17 protein-coding genes are annotated in these 16,828 nt (G+C 47.8%); 11 read left to right on the forward strand and 6 right to left on the reverse strand.

The window, feature by feature from the left end:
• The first annotated feature begins 48 nt into the window (after positions 1 to 48).
• The gene (locus KNP87_RS08925) at positions 49 to 903 is read left to right on the forward strand and encodes a sulfite exporter TauE/SafE family protein (RefSeq protein WP_214721475.1); all 855 of its coding nucleotides are present in this window, start codon (positions 49 to 51) and stop codon (positions 901 to 903) included.
• 109 nt (positions 904 to 1,012) lie between these two features.
• Here KNP87_RS08925 and KNP87_RS08930 read toward each other — a convergent pair whose 3' ends face one another.
• On the reverse strand, positions 1,013 to 2,389 hold the full coding sequence (locus tag KNP87_RS08930; RefSeq protein ID WP_119923475.1) for an alanine/glycine:cation symporter family protein: 1,377 nt from the start codon (positions 2,387 to 2,389) through the stop codon (positions 1,013 to 1,015).
• Positions 2,390 to 2,547: 158 nt separating this feature from the next.
• Between KNP87_RS08930 and KNP87_RS08935 the strand changes: the two genes are divergently transcribed.
• From KNP87_RS08935 to KNP87_RS08945, 3 genes are all read left to right on the forward strand, one after another.
• Entirely contained in the window at positions 2,548 to 3,765 is a 1,218-nt protein-coding gene (locus KNP87_RS08935; protein ID WP_026831748.1) for a PucR family transcriptional regulator, read from the forward strand.
• Between the two features lie 120 nt (positions 3,766 to 3,885).
• Positions 3,886 to 5,010 (forward strand): alanine dehydrogenase, encoded by a 1,125-nt coding sequence (gene ald, locus KNP87_RS08940; protein WP_026831747.1) that lies wholly within the window; start codon positions 3,886 to 3,888, stop codon positions 5,008 to 5,010.
• Between the two features lie 115 nt (positions 5,011 to 5,125).
• Positions 5,126 to 5,989 (forward strand): tetratricopeptide repeat protein, encoded by an 864-nt coding sequence (locus tag KNP87_RS08945; RefSeq protein ID WP_214721476.1) that lies wholly within the window; start codon positions 5,126 to 5,128, stop codon positions 5,987 to 5,989.
• Between the two features lies 1 nt (position 5,990).
• Here KNP87_RS08945 and KNP87_RS08950 read toward each other — a convergent pair whose 3' ends face one another.
• Positions 5,991 to 6,638, reverse strand: a complete 648-nt coding sequence (locus KNP87_RS08950; RefSeq protein ID WP_028105465.1) for a diacylglycerol/polyprenol kinase family protein — start codon at positions 6,636 to 6,638, stop codon at positions 5,991 to 5,993.
• A 116-nt stretch (positions 6,639 to 6,754) separates the two neighbouring features.
• Between KNP87_RS08950 and KNP87_RS08955 the strand changes: the two genes are divergently transcribed.
• Entirely contained in the window at positions 6,755 to 7,375 is a 621-nt protein-coding gene (locus KNP87_RS08955; protein ID WP_026831744.1) for a DUF1836 domain-containing protein, read from the forward strand.
• A gap of 46 nt (positions 7,376 to 7,421) precedes the next feature.
• Here the strand turns inward: KNP87_RS08955 and KNP87_RS08960 are convergent, their stop codons facing one another.
• Entirely contained in the window at positions 7,422 to 7,898 is a 477-nt protein-coding gene (locus KNP87_RS08960; RefSeq protein ID WP_026827182.1) for an LURP-one-related family protein, read from the reverse strand.
• Between the two features lie 171 nt (positions 7,899 to 8,069).
• Entirely contained in the window at positions 8,070 to 8,594 is a 525-nt protein-coding gene (locus KNP87_RS08965) for a restriction endonuclease (protein ID WP_026831743.1), read from the reverse strand.
• Positions 8,595 to 8,787: 193 nt separating this feature from the next.
• Here KNP87_RS08965 and KNP87_RS08970 point away from each other — a divergent pair, with 193 nt between their 5' ends.
• Genes KNP87_RS08970 through KNP87_RS08980 form a run of 3 tightly spaced genes read left to right on the forward strand, consistent with a single transcriptional unit; the run spans position 8,788 to position 12,754 of the window.
• Positions 8,788 to 10,932, forward strand: a complete 2,145-nt coding sequence (locus KNP87_RS08970) for a PAS domain-containing sensor histidine kinase (RefSeq protein WP_214721477.1) — start codon at positions 8,788 to 8,790, stop codon at positions 10,930 to 10,932.
• On the forward strand, positions 10,929 to 12,014 hold the full coding sequence (locus KNP87_RS08975) for an SDR family oxidoreductase (protein ID WP_214721478.1): 1,086 nt from the start codon (positions 10,929 to 10,931) through the stop codon (positions 12,012 to 12,014). Before KNP87_RS08970 ends, KNP87_RS08975 begins: the two co-directional genes overlap by 4 nt.
• Entirely contained in the window at positions 12,011 to 12,754 is a 744-nt protein-coding gene (locus KNP87_RS08980; RefSeq protein WP_214721479.1) for a sugar nucleotide-binding protein, read from the forward strand. The genes KNP87_RS08975 and KNP87_RS08980 overlap by 4 nt, the downstream gene beginning before the upstream one ends.
• Positions 12,755 to 12,817: 63 nt before the next feature.
• On the opposite strand, the gene KNP87_RS08985 is transcribed toward KNP87_RS08980, so the two are convergent.
• Positions 12,818 to 14,206 carry a TrkH family potassium uptake protein gene (locus KNP87_RS08985; RefSeq protein ID WP_214721480.1) on the reverse strand — a complete coding sequence of 463 codons (1,389 nt, stop codon included), beginning with the start codon at positions 14,204 to 14,206 and terminating at the stop codon, positions 12,818 to 12,820.
• Positions 14,207 to 14,366: 160 nt separating this feature from the next.
• Between KNP87_RS08985 and KNP87_RS08990 the strand changes: the two genes are divergently transcribed.
• The 3 genes from KNP87_RS08990 to motB all read left to right on the forward strand — a co-directional run bounded on the left by KNP87_RS08990 (position 14,367) and on the right by motB (position 16,239).
• The gene (locus KNP87_RS08990; protein WP_026827175.1) at positions 14,367 to 14,606 is read left to right on the forward strand and encodes a hypothetical protein; all 240 of its coding nucleotides are present in this window, start codon (positions 14,367 to 14,369) and stop codon (positions 14,604 to 14,606) included.
• Positions 14,607 to 14,702: 96 nt separating this feature from the next.
• On the forward strand, positions 14,703 to 15,488 hold the full coding sequence (gene motA / locus KNP87_RS08995) for a flagellar motor stator protein MotA (protein WP_026831738.1): 786 nt from the start codon (positions 14,703 to 14,705) through the stop codon (positions 15,486 to 15,488).
• Positions 15,463 to 16,239, forward strand: a complete 777-nt coding sequence (gene motB / locus KNP87_RS09000) for a flagellar motor protein MotB (protein WP_026831737.1) — start codon at positions 15,463 to 15,465, stop codon at positions 16,237 to 16,239. The genes motA and motB overlap by 26 nt, the downstream gene beginning before the upstream one ends.
• 55 nt (positions 16,240 to 16,294) lie before the next feature.
• Here motB and KNP87_RS09005 read toward each other — a convergent pair whose 3' ends face one another.
• Positions 16,295 to 16,828 (reverse strand): DUF420 domain-containing protein, encoded by a 534-nt coding sequence (locus KNP87_RS09005; protein WP_214721481.1) that lies wholly within the window; start codon positions 16,826 to 16,828, stop codon positions 16,295 to 16,297.

The following is a 16,828-nucleotide window of genomic DNA, read 5'->3' on the forward strand; positions in this document are numbered from 1 at the left end:
TAGATTGCCATACTTACCGTATTATAGATCGTGAAAGGAATGGCATAGATGGACTTTTATTATTTTTTACCTCTCGGATTTTTCATTGGCATCATCTCTGGTTTTTTCGGAATCGGCGGCGGAATCATTCTGACTCCGTTATTGTTGATTCTCGGTTTTGCACCAAGTGTCGCCATCGCGACGAGTTTAATGCTGACATTGGGCTCAACGGTCTCCGGTACGCTGTCCCATCTCCGTTTAAAAAACGTCGTTTGGCGTGACAGTCTGGTAGTCGGTTTAGTCGGTATCATCGGCTCTACCATCGCTACTCCCATCGTTCTTCGATTGGAAGAAGTGAACGGGGCGCATATGGTCATCTCGATCGTCTACATCGGTCTGTTATTATACTTCGCCAATAAATTCTTGCGCCCCAAATCAACGACCGGTCCTCAGACAGGTTGGAAAAACCGCTATCTTGCCCTTGCTTTCATCGGCTTGTTCGCTGGTTTCATCTCGTCTTTACTCGGGGTCAGCGGTGGATTCATCATTACACCGTTACTGGTCGGGATTGCCGGTTATGAACTCAAACGTGCCGTCGGAACAAGTATCGCCTCTGCGTTATTGATTGTGTTATCCGGTCTCGTCAACTACACGGTCGCGAGTACCGATGTTGACCTCCTCGTCGGTATCATGCTGATCATCGGCGCCTTGCTCGGTGCGCCGATCGGTGCCAAACAGTTGGCCCATTTTGAGAGTGCCTTCGTCAAAAAATATTTGGGCATCTTCTATTTGACGGTTGCATTGAGTGTGCTTCTAGAAGTGCTTCATTTCAACGTTGCTTCCTTGATTGTGCTGATTGCCCTCAGCCTCGTCTTTTTATTGACCCTGGTCGTCTATGGTCGGAGACGTTCTGCGAAACGGTAACTTATTTTTCTTACGTGCAGCAGTCTGCACACAACATCAATTGCAAAAAAAAAACGAGGATGGCAGATTGTAAATCTGCCATCCTCGTTTCTCGTTTCATCTGATTTCATCATGCTACCCGTCGAATCGTTCCCGCCTCATATTGTTTCGTATGATCGATGACGATTTTCGACAGCAACAACATACCGATCAAGTTCGGTATCATCATCAGCCCATTCGCGATATCCGCAACCAGCCAAAGCGGCTCCAGATTCGCCACCGCACCGTAACATGCAGCAACCGCAAAAACGATCCGGTACGCTTCATTAAAACGTGTTGCACCACTTAAATACTCCAAACATTTTTCTCCGTAGACGTACCATCCGATAATCGTCGAATAGCCGAAGAAGAACACCGAAAAAGCAACAATCCAGGCTCCGCTTGATCCAAGGACACTTGTAAAGGCGGCTGAAGTCAATGCTGCGCCAGACAGCGACGCATCGTGGGCAACACCCGATAACTCCCCGCCCGTTGGATCCCAAAAACCGGTCGTCATCAACACGAGCGCCGTCATCGTACAAACGATGATGGTCACGATGAACGTACTGGTCATCGAAATCAACCCTTGTTCCGCCGGACGTTCACTTTTAGCCGAACCTGCAATCAAGGCAGCCGTTCCAAGCCCTGCTTCGTTCGTGAAGATTCCGCGCGCGACCCCAACTTGCATCGCAACCATGATCGAAATACCCGTGAACGCTCCCGCCGGCGCAAGCGGTTCAAACGCATATTGCACAATCAGTCCAAGTGCCGGTAACACTTGATCCGCCTGAATGACTAAAATCAAAAGTGCAGCACAAATGTAGAGCAGACTCATCAAGGGTACAAAAATCGTCGAGATCGAGCTGATCCGTTCCAATCCGCCTCGGATTGAAAAGTAGACCGCAATCGCCAAGAGGATCCCGAATGCAAGCAACGGAACGTGGAACGTCTGATTTAATACTGTCGACATCGCGTTGGCTTGAACCGTATTCCCGACACCAAACGACGCGATTAAACCGAAAATCGCAAAGGCAACCGCGAGTGGTTTAAATCCTTTTCCAAGCCCTTTTTCAATATAATACATTGGTCCACTGACTACTTCCCCGCGATCATTTCGTTCGCGGTAAAGAATCGCAAGTAAACTTTCGGCATATTTGGTCGCCATTCCAATCAATCCGATGATCCACATCCAAAAGACAGCACCCGGTCCACCCATCGTCAAAGCGACGGCAATACCCGCGATGTTGCCGTTTCCGATTGTCGCAGCAAGTGATGTCATCAGCATTTGAAAACTGCTGATTTCCCCTTTACCATGCTCGGATTTCGTCAATGCCAGACGAAACGCCTGTTTTAAGCGCCGAAATTGTAAGCCGCGTAAACGAATCGTAAAGTACAGTCCTGTCCCGACCAACAAGACCATGCTGGGAATTCCCCAGATCCATGAAGAAATTAGTTGTAACACATCCATATTCGTTGATCCTCTCTCTCTTTAACCTACACTCTGTCGCCCACCTTAGCACAAGTTTGTTTAATCTTACAATCCATTACGAAACTTTTTGTGATTTTACACAAACCAAGATATACTGAGAACATCAGCATGTTCAGAGAGAAAGAAGGAATGTCTTTATGTTAGAAGCGACCTACCATTCGCTCGATGATTTGGCGGAAGCCATCGGAATTGCCTTAAACGCACCGATCACGATTGAGGATCGAAATCATCGATTACTGGCTTACAGTACCCATACTGCCGATACGGACCCGGCCCGGATTGCAACCATCATCGGTCGACGGGTTCCGGAATCCGTCATCGATCAACTTTGGAAAGATGAAGTCATTCAAAATCTGGCTGCCCAAGATGAACCTCTCATCATTTCGGCTCGGACCGGTGTCGGTCTGAATGATCGGGTGGCAATCGCCATTAAACAAGATACGGAAATTCTCGGCTACATTTGGTCGATCGCCCGGACCACGCCTTTTTCAACAACGGAATTGGCAGATTTAAAAAAAGGTGCCCTGCTCGCCCAACGTCAGTTGCTCGCAATTGATATGCAAAAGAAACGGCAGGAAGAAAAATCGGAACAGTTCTTTTTTGAATTGCTTCATGAAGACATGCCCGAATCGGAAATCCTGAAGACCTTTTCGAAACTCCACTTGGCTCCACCCGGCATCAGTCGGTTGATGGTGATCCGCTTCTCGGAGGCCATCACACCCCGTCTTGCGGATCGGTTGCGTTACTTGCTGACGATTCAGCAAACCGTTCGTCCGCTCCTGTATGCGTATGATGAAACGGATTTTATTTTGTGGATCAGCACAAACGATCAAGATGCCCAACACGAACGGCTTCAATTTGATGCCTTCATCCAATCGTTTCGACAAATGCTCGCGGAGCGGTTCAATTATACGAACTTCATTTCTGCCAGCAGCGAAGTGTTCACCGGTGTCCAATCCATTCCGGACCGTTACGAAGAGACGGGAATCGTCTTACGGTTAAAGGATGCCTTTCCCTTTGAGCTGGACGCGGTGACCCGGTATGAACGGCTCGGGTTATTCCAACTGTTGCCGATCTTTTCCGAACGCTTGCGCCGACGGACCGTCCGGCTTGAAGAGATTGAGCGGTTGCGTGCGTACGACGGCAAACATGCTGCCTCCTTATGTGAAACGTTGGAATGGTTCCTTCACTATGACGGGAACGTCAAGCAGGTGGCTTCCCATCTGCACGTCCATCCGAATACAATCCTGTACCGGATGCGCCGGATCGAAGAAGAAGCCGGCATTCGGATGGAGTCACTCCCGGAACGTGCGCTCCTTTACTTGTATTTAAAAGCAGACCGTTATCCTTTGTGATTTTTCACAAAGGATTGTCTGTATTTTTGAAATCGCCGATAAAGTAGAACGCTTTCATTTCTCGTATACTGAAGGGGAAGTGAAACACTGTTTGTTTATTCGCGAAAGGGGATCGCATTTATGATCATCGGAGTATTAAAGGAAATTAAAAATAACGAAAACCGTGTTGCGTTAACGCCTGCTGGGGTAGCAGCCTTAACGGGTCAAGGACATACGGTCATCGTCGAAACAACTGCCGGTATGGGGAGTGGCTTTACGAACGAAGAATATACGCAGGCCGGTGCACAAATCATCGAAACAGCTGCTGAAGTTTGGGCAACCGCTGAGCTTGCACTTAAAGTAAAAGAACCGGTTGCTTCGGAATACCAATATTTCCGTCCGGAACTGACATTGTTCACGTACTTGCACCTCGCAGCAGAACCTGAGTTGACACGCGCACTCGTTGATTCAAACATTACAGCCATCGCTTACGAAACAGTTGAGAAAAACCGGACGTTACCACTCTTAACACCGATGAGTGAAGTGGCTGGTCGGATGGCGTCACAAATCGGAGCCCAGTTCCTGGAAAAACCGCATGGCGGCATGGGCATCCTGTTAGCAGGTGTTCCTGGTGTCCGTCGTGGTAAAGTCACGGTCATCGGTGGCGGTGTCGTCGGAACAAACGCTGCGAAGCTTGCGGTTGGTCTTGGTGCAGATGTCACCATCATCGATGTCAGTCCGGAACGTCTCCGTCAGCTCGATGACATTTTCGGGAATTCAATCAATACACTGATCTCAAATCCGTACACGATTGCGGAAGCAGTCGCTGAAAGTGACCTCGTCGTCGGTGCCGTCTTGATTCCGGGAGCAAAAGCGCCAAAACTCGTCACGGCTGAGATGGTCGAGCGGATGAAACCGGGCTCTGTCATCGTGGACGTTGCCATCGATCAAGGTGGTATCTTTGAAACCGTCGATCGGATTTCAACACATGATGATCCGACATATGAGAAATTCGGTGTCGTCCATTATGCTGTTGCCAACATGCCGGGTGCTGTTCCCCGCACATCGACACTCGCTTTGACGAATGCGACACTTCCTTATGTTCTGGAACTCGCAAACAAAGGCACACACCGCGCACTCGCTGAGAATCCGGCTCTTGAAAAAGGTCTGAATGTCGCGCAAGGGTTCGTCACGTACGAAGCTGTTGCACGCGACTTAGGTTACACGTATAAATCCGTTGAGGATGTTCTGCACTTGCACGCTTAATCGCATCATATGCAAATAAGAAACAGTCCGTTGCTTCGCGCAACGGACTGTTTCTTATGTCAGATATCCTATATGATTATGATGAAAAGATAACATGACATAAGGTGGACTAGATATGACACATACGTTACACGCACATTCAAACGACATCACGATTCCCTTTGCGGAACTTGATCTCTTAAATCACCTGACTTCTGAAAACGAGATGGACGGACTGCATGAAAAAATCCAATACCTCCAGAAGTTAGCACCGACCCATCCCCTTCTCGGCATCGCACATGCCTATACTTTGTTTCATGCGAAAGAATTTTCAGCGGCACGTCAACAAATCGAGCTAGCGCGAGACAAGACAGGAGATCATGTCCGGGCTCATCTGCTTCTCGGTTTGATGAGCGAAATGGAGCAATTTCAACATGAGGCAGAACAACATTTCTTGACTGCCCTCAAGCTTTTCCCGGGCGAACCGATCGTCCATCGTTACCTTGCCGTTCATTATTATGACCGTACATTTCATGGGGAGGCTGCGCATCACGCTCTCCAGTATTTGAAAAAGATCGGTCCTGACAGAGAAGGGACACTGATGATGGTCGATATGATGCAGTCGATGCCGGATCATGACGACTATGTCTTGGAATCGCTCTACGCAATACTGCTCGAAATCCCTGAGCATCGGCACGATATGGTGTTTCATGCCATTGCCGCTAATAACGCTGAAATGCGGTATGACGCCTTTTGTAAGACACTTGACGGTGAACCGGACGAAGCAACCACTGCGCGGCTCGATTCGCTTCTGTCTTTGATGGTCGAACATAGTATGTGGGCAGCCATCCATGATCAATCCGACGAACGGATGTACCGCAAGATTTTCACCGATATGTGCCGCGACTTGACGTTTCGTCATGCCGGACTGCGATCCGTTCCGTTGTATCTGTCCATCCGGTCGCGGTACTGGATGAATCGCCTGCAGCACCGCGGATGACTTAAAGCGCAAAGGCGACGAGGGCACCAATCGTCAATGGAATCAACAAGTTGTCGGTGTCCCGGTACGAAACGGCTTCAATCAACGTGGCGATATTGGCCAGTAAAAATCCGTAGCTGACGGCGAGCCAAGACGGTAATTCATAAAACAAAAATGTTACCGTCAGGACAAGGAACGAGGCGAGGAACATTGCGATGCTTCCCTCAAACGATCGCTTTATGTTTCCGCGGGTATAAAATGTTTTTCCAAAACGTTTCCCGACGAGAGCGGCCAATCCGTCTCCCCAGGCCAGAACCATGCTTCCCGCGACGAGAGCCATCGGTTCCTGTTCGAAAAATAACATGACTAATAAGGCCAAGGCGACTGGGTAATACACCGTCCCGTATGATACTCGCTCGACTTGATTCATCTGTCCGTCACCTCGTTTTAAGGTGATGAGATTCACAACCGTGAAGAACAGCAACGGGACGATTGCAATGTACCACTGATCGATCCAGGCAAGCGCCAGAAAGACCCAATGTCCGACCGCGATATGAATCCATTTCCGAACCGTTTCGGGTTGTGCCTGTATTTTCCGTCCTGTCCACTCCAATCCGGCTAAGACGATTCCGACGATGACGATTGTTCCAATTGCAGCAATCCACTCCATACGAATCCCCCTTTTTCTGATAGTTCCATTGTACTTCGTTCGATTGGCGTTTGCTCTTTCGAACCTCCATTTGTTAACATAAGGTCAAATGACGTTCTAGAGAGGAAGTATTCTGAATGTATGATGCTCAAGCAGTTCAAACGTTATCTGGCTGCCTGCTTCGTTTAAAAGAAGGCAAAGGAATCGGTACACTCGTTTCTGAAGAGGAAGCTGAGCTTCCAAAAGTAATGACACGTCTCAAACAGTTCGACCCAACAAAAAATGGGTTGTCCATTAATGAAATCGTCCATCTTGCCAATGCATTGATCGGGGAACATATGTCGGCAACGACGATTCAAAACTGGACGAAACGAGAAGTCCGAGACATCATTGGTGTCCCGCACCGTGGTAAAAAATATTCAATCAACCAAGCTGCCATCATCTACTTGCTCGATGATTTGAAGCACCTCTTTTCATTAGAAGAAACACGGGAGTTATTGACGATTGTCTTTAAAAACCCGAATATCGATGAGGATGACTTGATCAGTCCCCTCGATTTTTATCTTGTTTATACACAACATGCCGAAACCAGTGGTCCGATTGAATTGACGGAAAAACGTCTGAGACGCTCATTAGAACGCATCAACGCCTACCGCCCTGAAACGGTCCATGTCCTTCAGCTTTGTCTCTATGCACGCCGTATATCGCATCTGACGCACGAAGCGAAGCAACGCCTGCAACATGTCTTACACACTTAACAAAAAAAAAGATGTCCGCCCGATGAATCGGGGGACATCTTTTGGGTTAGACCGCTGTAAGCGATTTGTAGTTGACGTTATTCGTCAGACTTTTTAAGACAGAGAGCAATTCATACATCGACAGTTTATCCGCATCTTTGACAAGGCGGTACTCATCACCGTCCTGCAATAATTCTGCGACGACTTCGCCTGCTGAACTCCGAACTGAGAATTTTCCTTTTGTCAGGTCGAAGGAAATCGTATACGTGCCACGTTCATACACGTTATACTCACATTTCTTCGAGAAGAGTGAAAATTTCTCACGCATTTGACCTACTTCTTGACCATCGTGGTTCATCACGACCCATTTTTTACATGTCGGGATGAACTTACCAAACGCTACCCCTCTACCTTCACCATTCATTACTTGGACACGACCCGTTTCGTCGTGTTGAACTGCACCAATCATTTGGTGCGATTCATCATAAATCGCGGCATGACCTTGCGAAAAAACGCAACCCTGCACATAGACAACTTTGCGCAACAGAAATTCTCCTCTCACTGCTAAAAAGTGCTGGTATTTCGTCCCCAGTATATTTAGACATTCCTAATAATTTGATTTTCTTTATCTGACTGATATTTCGTTAACGAAAATGATTATTGCACCGTTTGAACAAATTGACAACCCCCTTTTGTCGACAATCATTCGACAACCTTAGCGAAAGCCAATCTCATGGGCAAATTCCAGTAATTCTTTTCGGTCAATCAATCGAATCCGGTTCGGTTCCGCCAACTGATAAGCGGCTTCCGTATAAGTCGAATTCGTAACGACCCATCCTTCATCCATGTCGTAAAACGGGACAGCCGCAGCCACTTGCTGCACGGCTTCCAAACCAACTGCTGAACTGTATCGTTTCGCTTGAATCGCAATCCTATACCCTTGTGCGTCTTCAATCAACAAATCTGCTCCGAAATCACGTGAGGCCGGTGTCAACTCGACACGATACCCGGCTGTTTCAAAAAGCTCGACCAACCATTCTTCAAACTCTCTGCCTTCCATCCGATCCAGTCGATTTTCAAGCGATGGTGTCAGGAAAGAAAGGATTAAAAAGAGTATACACCCTACTATACTGATAATCAAGATTAAAGGTTCCCATGAACTCGAAATAAAATAAGATCCAATTATTCCGATAAATGCGAATAGCAAGGCAATCAGCCTTCGTTTCGTCCGTTTCTGCATCGTCATTTTTACTCCTTTTTCGTATCGTTCGATTTTCGTTTCTTTTTCATCATACTAAAATTTATCGCTCCCTTGTTTCTCAAAGAGGAACGTCATGTCCAAGTGGAGAATAAAGACAAAGAGTACGTAGTGAACAGCACTACGCATCATTAACGGCAATTGGGTCGTTTTATTTCTTTTAAGGAGGCAGCTCATGGCAGAACATTCATCTCCTTCTTCAAGCAGAGTCATCCATGCAACGTTACGCGCTCTCGAAGAACCTGTCGTGTTGGTTGATCGACTAGGTATGATCGACTTTGCGAATCCTGCATTTCATAAACAGTTCCTGACAGCGTCAGCTGATGTTTCGCTTACTTCATTTTTTTCAATAGAAGAAACACTTTTCCCGCTCTCTCGTCAGGTCCGGATCGTCTCTCCCCCCTATGCGTTAACATTTTCACCGGTGGAGCAGACTGATTTTTATCTCGTGACCATCAAATCACTCGACTTAAGACAGCTGTTGAACTCAACGATTGATGCCGCTTTGCTTGTGACCGACTCGGATTTCTTCATCACCTCGATGAATGAAGCGGCGAGTACACTGTTCGGATTTGATTTGACGCATCCGCTCGATCACGTCACACCCATCGCATTGCATGATGCAGACGAATTTCAGCTTCGAAAACAGCACCTGGAGCAGTTGAATCTAAAAAATCTGGCGGATGAAGACATTCTTTTACTTCACGGTCGGGATACGGAAAACGAATGGACCTACCATCGAAAAGACGGCTCACGTTTTCAGGGACGTCTCTATATGACACGACTCGAAAGCGGCGGATTTTTCTTATTCATCACGGACATCAGTTCACAAAAACAAGTCGAAACGCATCTTGCCAAAAGTGAACGCCGTTTCCGGCTGATTGCCGAGTCCGTTCTTGAAGCGGTCATCTTCCATGATCAAGGTGTGATTCTCGATGCCAATCGTGCTGCTGAAATCATCTTTCGGACGAAACTCGAACTGATGAAAGGACATCAGATTCTCGATTTCATTCAACCTGAATTTCAAGAGTCTGTCATGCGACGCATCGCCGCCCACTATGAGGAACCGTATGAAGTCATCGGACAGCGGGCGGATGGAACATCTGTCGAAATTGAGGTTTTCCCGCGTGAAATCACCTACGATAAAACACGGATGCGTGTCGCTGTCGTTCGGGATATCAGTGAACGGAAAAAAATCGAAAAAATGTTGGAGCGTGAAAAAAATGCCATCATGCGTCAGCGGGACATCACCCAGTCCATTCTTCAAGCTTCCAATGAAGGCTTTTTACTGACGGAGGAAGACGGCAGCTTTATCTACATGAACGTCAAAGCGCGAAAATTACTGGATGTCCCGGGCATCGCCCCAAGTAAGATTCAGGAACGGATCAGCATGATCCCAAATCTGGATTTAGCAACCCGCTACGCCATGTTGCAGCAAGTTGAAGAGTTACTGGCCGGAAAACATTCCGAAATTTCTTTCCGGTTCATGTTACAGCAGCCGGATGAATCCAGTAATCATTACTTTGAATTTTATGCGACATCAATCAAAAAAGAACGCAGCCGCTTTTCCCGGCATGGTTTTTTGTTTGTCTTCCGTGACCGGACAGAGGAACAAAAAATGGATCAAGTCAAAGATGAACTTGTCAGCACCGTATCGCACGAATTACGCACACCACTTGCCTCGATTCTCGGCTTCATGGAACTGCTGCGCTACCGGCAACCGACACAGGAGAAAACGACACGATACATCCAAATCGTCCATGAGGAAGCCAAACGGCTGACGACACTGTTAGACGACTTTTTGGATATTCAACGGATGGAAGGCGGTAAACAAGATTACGTCTTCAAGCCGTTCTCCTTACGTCAACTTTTGCTCGAAACGATCGAGACGTTTGGCGAACATGCCGAAACCCATACGATTCAGGTTCATTTGGAGGATGACCCGATCATGATCTTTGCCGACGAAAACAAGATCAAACAAGTCATCATCAATCTGTTATCGAATGCCATCAAATATTCTCCTTCCTGTGACCACATCGATGTTCGCTTGAAGAAAACGGCGGATCAAGCCAGTTTGACCGTCATCGATTATGGACTCGGGATTCCACAAAATGCGTTTGATAAGCTCTTCACGAAATTTTACCGGGTCGATAACTCAGCCATCCGCAAGATAGGCGGCACAGGGCTGGGACTTGCCATCTGCAAGGAGATCATTGAATCCCACGGTGGTGCGATTTCCGTCGAATCGGAACTGAATCAAGGATCGACGTTCACGATCGTACTGGATCTCGATCCACGAAAGGAATTTGAGAAACTATGAAACGAACTTACTTGATGACCGGTTTCCCGGGTTTTTTGGCAACGAAGCTCGTCGAGCGACTCGCACTTGTACCGGAACAAATTGACTGCTTTTATCTGCTTTATCTTAAGCAGGAGCAGGCCGGCGCCGAGGATCAGAAAAATCATTTTTTGAAGACGACTGCCTTACAAGAAGAACAGTTGATTTTAATAGAAGGGGATATTACAAAAGAAGGACTCGGCTTATCGGAAGCAATGCAGCAAGAGCTTGCGTCCCGTGTCACCCACCTTTTTCATCTCGCCGCCCGTTATGATTTAGCGACTTCGTATGACCTGGCGTTTCGGATTAACGTCATCGGAACATCCAACGTGACACGACTGGCGCATACATGCGTCCATCTGGAACGATATGTTTACTTCAGCACGGCTTACGTGTCCGGCTTACGAACAGGGACGGTATCCGAACAGGAACTGCTTCATCACGCTGATTTTAAAAATGCGTATGAGGAAACCAAATATTTAGCGGAAGTCCGGTTCCGCGACGAAATCGGTACGCTTCCGTATACCATCATCCGTCCCGGTATCGTCGTCGGACATTCACAAACCGGCGAAACACCGAAATGGGACGGCGTCTACTTTATCTTGAACGCCCTTCGCCTGCTGGACACGTTTGCCCCCTTGCCGTACGCCGGTCGGGCAAACGCACTCGTCAATCTCGTTCCGTATGATTATGTCGTTGCGGCGACTACTTACTTGAGTCATGCGCCAGCCGGAATCCGGACGACCTATCATTTGACGGATCCCTTCCCGCACGGCGCACGGGCGATTTACGAAATGCTGCATGTCGTCTATTACGGTTCCTATCCCCGCGGGGTCGTCCCGTTTCGTCTCGTCACATCGCTATTGACGCCGCGTGTTGCCAAACGATTACAGATGCAGCGCCAGACGCTCGATTACTTCGTTCACCCGGTCCGTTATGATACGAGCAACACATTACGTGACCTCGACGGGACAGGCATCATCTGCCCTGATTTGGCAGAACTGATTCCCCGCCTCGTCACCTATTACAAAACAAAACATTCACAGATTGGAGAACCCTTATGAACGTTTTAATCACCGGGATGAACGGAACGGTCGCTCCTGTCCTTGCAGACGTCTTCCGTTCCCACCATTACGACATCACCGCCTGGGACCGGTCCGTCGTCTCAACGACTGACCCTGCTATCATGGAAGCGTTCATCGATCGGGTCCAACCCGACCTGTTGCTCCATATCGGGATGGGTCCGGCCGAATTCGCCGAAACGCTTGCGCGGCTGTCGTTTGAACGAAACATTCCGTTTCTGTTTACAAGTACTGCTTCCGTCTATGCCGACGACCAAATAGGACCGCATGATCCTACCGTCGCACCGGCAGCAACGGATGAATACGGCGCATACAAACGAACGTGCGAACGTCTGATTCAAGCGGTCAACCCCGATGCGTACATCGTCCGGATCGGTTGGCAGATCGGACAAGCAGCCGGATCCAATAATATGATTGATTATCTGGAACGCCACGCGGTCACCGGTCCGATTCCTGCCAGCACACAGTGGTATCCTTCCTGCGCCTTTTTAGAAGATACGGCACAGACGCTGTACACGATTGTTACGACGTATACGCCCGGTCTTTATCTGGCGAACGGGAATTCCAATCATTCGTTTTTTGAGATCGTGACAGCCTTGAACACTCTGCACGGTGCAAAGTGGCAGATTCTAGAGGACAACCGCATGACACGCGATGACCGGATGACGGACGCACGCGTCGCCATCCGACCGATTTCAGAACGCCTGTCCTTCGTCCATTAAAAAAGTGTCCTCCGTCCCAATCAATACGGGCGGAAGGACACTTTTTTTGACTGTTATAGAAACTCAACCAATCAACATGTTTTCTTTTGGATAACGAATCGTCCGGTCGTGTTGCATCGCAAAGGTGAAGAGAATCGTCAAGGACCCGACCCGTCCAACCAACATCATGAACATGATCAAGGATTTTCCGAAATCATTTAATTCTGCTGTGACATTCAAGGACAATCCAACTGTTCCGAACGCTGAAACCGTTTCGAAAAACAATCCGATGAACGGCACGTTTGGTTGCGATAAAGCAAGCAGCGTCGTGATCAAGGCGATGAACAACAGACTGAACACGGCAATCGCATAAGCTTTTTGAATCGCTTGTGGCCGAACGGTCCGACGCATCAACACCGTTTCCCGTTGCCCCCGCAAATAGGTCCAGACATTCTTTAGAATGACGGCAGCCGTCGTGACCTTAATCCCCGACCCCGTTGAGGCCGAACCTGCCCCAATGTACATCAGGACCATCATGAGCCCGATCGAGAGCGGCACCATCGTCGTCAGATCAATCGTCTGAAAACCTGCCGTCCGTGTCGTGACGACTTGGAAGAATACAATATGGAGCGCCTCAAAAAACGAATACTCTTTGAGTGAACCGAGATTCGATACCCATTCGTAGATCATCATTGCAATGACCCCAAGACCATTGATGACGAGCAGCGACATGACCATTAATTTCGAATGGAGCGAAATTTTTTTCCAACTGCGCTTCGCTGATAAGTCGGCGATGACTGTAAACCCAAGTCCACCAATCATCAATAACGCGGCAATCGTCAGGATAAAGGTCGTATCCTGCTGGAAACCGATCAAGTTGTCGCCCCATAACGCAAAGCCGGCATTGTTGAAGGCCGAAATGGCGTGGAACAATCCATAGTACAACGATTTCCCGAATGTGTACTTATACTGAATAAACAAGTCGAGCGCAATCAGGACCATACCGATCAATTCGACGACGACGGTCGTGACGATGATATTCCGCACCAGACGAATCGTTCCGCCCGGACTGTCGAGATTAAACATCTCTTGAATGATGATCCGTTGACGAATCCCGATTTTCCGACCGGTTACACTCAATAAGACAAGCGCAATCGTCATGAAGCCAAGTCCGCCGACCTGAATCAACAGCATTAAAATGATTTGCCCGAACAGATTGTAGGCTTCCGCGATATTGATCGGCGATAATCCGGTTACGGTACCGGCAGACGTCGCAACAAACAAACAATCAATAAAGGAAACATCTTGTCCTGCTTGCTGTGAGACCGGCAACCAGAGTAAAAATCCCCCTAACAGAATGGTCAGGGTAAACCCCATCGCAATGAACCGGGCCGGCTTATCAAATTGATGATAAATCAGTTCCCCGAGCCGTCCAAACTTGGCCAATCGCGAACGTCTTTTATGTGAAAACATGTTCGTACTCCTCCTATGTGAAATGACCCAATTGCATCTATCATACTCTCTCCAAAACATTAGTTCTATCTAATTGTACAATCTGCTAAACCTTTTCGTTTTTTTTTGGTAAAATAGATAAAAGTCGACGTTTAATCATAAAAGGAGGTTGAGGGAAACAGTGGACCCTAGGACGGCTGAACATTCGATTGAAGATGTCTCGCGAAGGCTGGAACGCCAATCACAATGGATGCCCGCACAGTTGTATTATCAGTTCGAGGAGTTATTATCACTACATGTGGATCAATCAATTCTGAATGAATTGTATATTGCATTAAAAAAATACGATGTATTAACCGATATAGAGCGTGACGAACGAAACGAAAGCATTCAATTGCTTATCGACGAAAACGGCGCTTGATACTCGGTTTTTGGATTTCCGAGCAGAAGACGCCTCTTCTGCTCTTTTTATTTTTCGTTCACGATCAGACAACATGGGGAAAGGTGGCACAAACAAATGGATATCGTGTCGATTATTGGTATTATACTAGGCCTCATCACCCTAGTCGGAGGAATGATTTTAAAAGGGGCTTCGCCGGTCGCCCTCTTGAACCCGGCGGCACTTGTCATCATCTTTGCCGGAACGATTGCGGCCATCATGATCTCATTTCCGAAAGAGCGACTCAAAATCGTTCCCGCTTTATTTAAGGTCATCTTCTTTGAGCAAAAACTGATGACGAAACAAACGCTGTTGCAACAGTTTTTAACACTTTCGACACAAGCTCGAAAAGAAGGATTGTTATCACTCGAAACAGCACTCGAAGAAGTGGATAATGCCTTCATGCGCCGTGGTGTCATGATGGTCATCGACGGACAACCGTCTGAATATGTCGAAGATGTCATGACCCGCGATCTCGAAAACATGACGGAACGGCATCATGCCAACGCCAACATCTTTACGCAAGCTGGTACATATGCACCGACTCTTGGTGTACTCGGAGCCGTCATCGGACTCGTCGCTGCCTTGTCCGATCTGTCGGATATCGAAAAATTGGGCCATGCGATTTCCGGTGCGTTCATCGCAACCCTGTTCGGGATTTTCACGGGATATGTCCTCTGGTTCCCGTTCGCTACCAAACTCAAGCAAAAATCAGCCAATGAAATCCAACTGTATGAAATGATGATCGAAGGGATTTTATCGATTCAGAATGGAGAGTCCCCTAAAAATCTGGAGGATAAGCTACTTGTGTATCTGACACCGAAGGAGCGTGCGACGTATGAAACGGAAAAAGAAGCCGCATGACGAACATATCTCCGAAGGTTGGCTGATTCCTTATGCCGATCTTCTGACGTTGTTGCTTGCCTTGTTCATCGTTCTGTTCGCTTCGAGTAATGTCGATGCCGTCAAGCTTAAAGCGATGTCCCAATCGTTCAGTTCCGTCTTTAACGGCGGTTCCGGGATGATCACGAACAGTTCGTTGTCGACCTCACAGGAAGAAGAGGACTCCAAAAAGACGGATGCCCGGACAAAGGCGCAAAGTTATGAAATCGCCGAACTTGAAAAAATCAAGGAAGAAGCAAATGACTACATCAAACAACAGAAGCTCGAAAAAGACATCAAAGTCGAAGTGACGAATGAAGGACTGGTCTTTACAATCCGTGACCGTGCGCTCTTCTCCCCTGCCCAGGCCGAAGTGCGTGGCAATGCCGTTCAGATTGCCCAGGGGATGAGTAATTTACTCGTCAAAGCCGGTCAGCGTCAGATTCAGGTGTCCGGTCATACGGACAATATTCCGATCAACACGGCACAATATCCGTCCAACTGGGAGCTGAGCACCGAGCGGGCAATCAGCTTCATGCGGGCGCTCCAACGTAATCCGCAGCTTGCTCCTAAACGGTTTACCGTCAGTGGATACGGTGAATATCAACCGATCGCTTCCAACCAGACGGAAAGCGGTCGGAGTCAAAACCGCCGTGTCGAAGTATTGATTCGTCCGTTGATTGATATTAAAGCACAAAATGTTCTCGACGAGACGAAAGTCACGCCATCATAAAAGAAACGCAAACAGGTCCATCCTCGACTATTCCGGGATGGACCTGTTTGCTGTTTTAATAATACGGACGAATCATCAAGTAGACGATGACACCCGTAAGACTGACGTACAACCAAAGCGGCATCGTAAACCGTGTCCACTTCTTATGTTTTTCGAAATTTTGATTTAACGCATGGGCAAGCGACATCAGAACCAATGGGACGATGACTGCCGCTAAGATGATGTGTGAAATCAAAATAAAGAAGTACAACGGACGGACAACCCCTTCTCCTCCGAACTTCGTTGACTCACTGACCGCGTGATAAGTGACGTACGAAATCAGGAACAGCGTCGTCGTCGTCATCGCACCACCGATAAAACGACGGTGGTTGATACGATTTCCACGGCGGATCGAAATCCAGGCTCCGAGTAATAACATGAATGTGAAGCTGTTAAAAATCGCATTCAAGAACGGAAGGATCGTCCAGTCAAACCCGTCACCGACTTGTAACGGCGGCGCAAAAAATAACAGTGCGACCAACAAATTGATAACGAGCGTCAGGATAATGACGAGTGGAACAAAATTACGTTTTTTTGCGGATTGTTGCAT

It is taken from the genome of Exiguobacterium sp. s192 (genome assembly GCF_018618795.1).
GTDB lineage: Bacteria > Bacillota > Bacilli > Exiguobacteriales > Exiguobacteriaceae > Exiguobacterium_A > Exiguobacterium_A undae.

What these genes read in the sequence shown, in the direction of transcription:
- KNP87_RS08925 (WP_214721475.1), top strand. Translation starts at nt 49, where the DNA reads ATGGACTTTTATTATTTTTTACCTCTCGGATTTTTCATTGGCATCATC.
- KNP87_RS08930 (WP_119923475.1), bottom strand. Translation starts at nt 2,389, where the DNA reads ATGGATGTGTTACAACTAATTTCTTCATGGATCTGGGGAATTCCCAGC.
- KNP87_RS08935 (WP_026831748.1), top strand. Translation starts at nt 2,548, where the DNA reads ATGTTAGAAGCGACCTACCATTCGCTCGATGATTTGGCGGAAGCCATC.
- ald (WP_026831747.1), top strand. Translation starts at nt 3,886, where the DNA reads ATGATCATCGGAGTATTAAAGGAAATTAAAAATAACGAAAACCGTGTT.
- KNP87_RS08945 (WP_214721476.1), top strand. Translation starts at nt 5,126, where the DNA reads ATGACACATACGTTACACGCACATTCAAACGACATCACGATTCCCTTT.
- KNP87_RS08950 (WP_028105465.1), bottom strand. Translation starts at nt 6,638, where the DNA reads ATGGAGTGGATTGCTGCAATTGGAACAATCGTCATCGTCGGAATCGTC.
- KNP87_RS08955 (WP_026831744.1), top strand. Translation starts at nt 6,755, where the DNA reads ATGTATGATGCTCAAGCAGTTCAAACGTTATCTGGCTGCCTGCTTCGT.
- KNP87_RS08965 (WP_026831743.1), bottom strand. Translation starts at nt 8,594, where the DNA reads ATGCAGAAACGGACGAAACGAAGGCTGATTGCCTTGCTATTCGCATTT.
- KNP87_RS08970 (WP_214721477.1), top strand. Translation starts at nt 8,788, where the DNA reads ATGGCAGAACATTCATCTCCTTCTTCAAGCAGAGTCATCCATGCAACG.
- KNP87_RS08975 (WP_214721478.1), top strand. Translation starts at nt 10,929, where the DNA reads ATGAAACGAACTTACTTGATGACCGGTTTCCCGGGTTTTTTGGCAACG.
- KNP87_RS08980 (WP_214721479.1), top strand. Translation starts at nt 12,011, where the DNA reads ATGAACGTTTTAATCACCGGGATGAACGGAACGGTCGCTCCTGTCCTT.
- KNP87_RS08985 (WP_214721480.1), bottom strand. Translation starts at nt 14,206, where the DNA reads ATGTTTTCACATAAAAGACGTTCGCGATTGGCCAAGTTTGGACGGCTC.
- motA (WP_026831738.1), top strand. Translation starts at nt 14,703, where the DNA reads ATGGATATCGTGTCGATTATTGGTATTATACTAGGCCTCATCACCCTA.
- motB (WP_026831737.1), top strand. Translation starts at nt 15,463, where the DNA reads ATGAAACGGAAAAAGAAGCCGCATGACGAACATATCTCCGAAGGTTGG.
- KNP87_RS09005 (WP_214721481.1), bottom strand. Translation starts at nt 16,828, where the DNA reads ATGCAACAATCCGCAAAAAAACGTAATTTTGTTCCACTCGTCATTATC.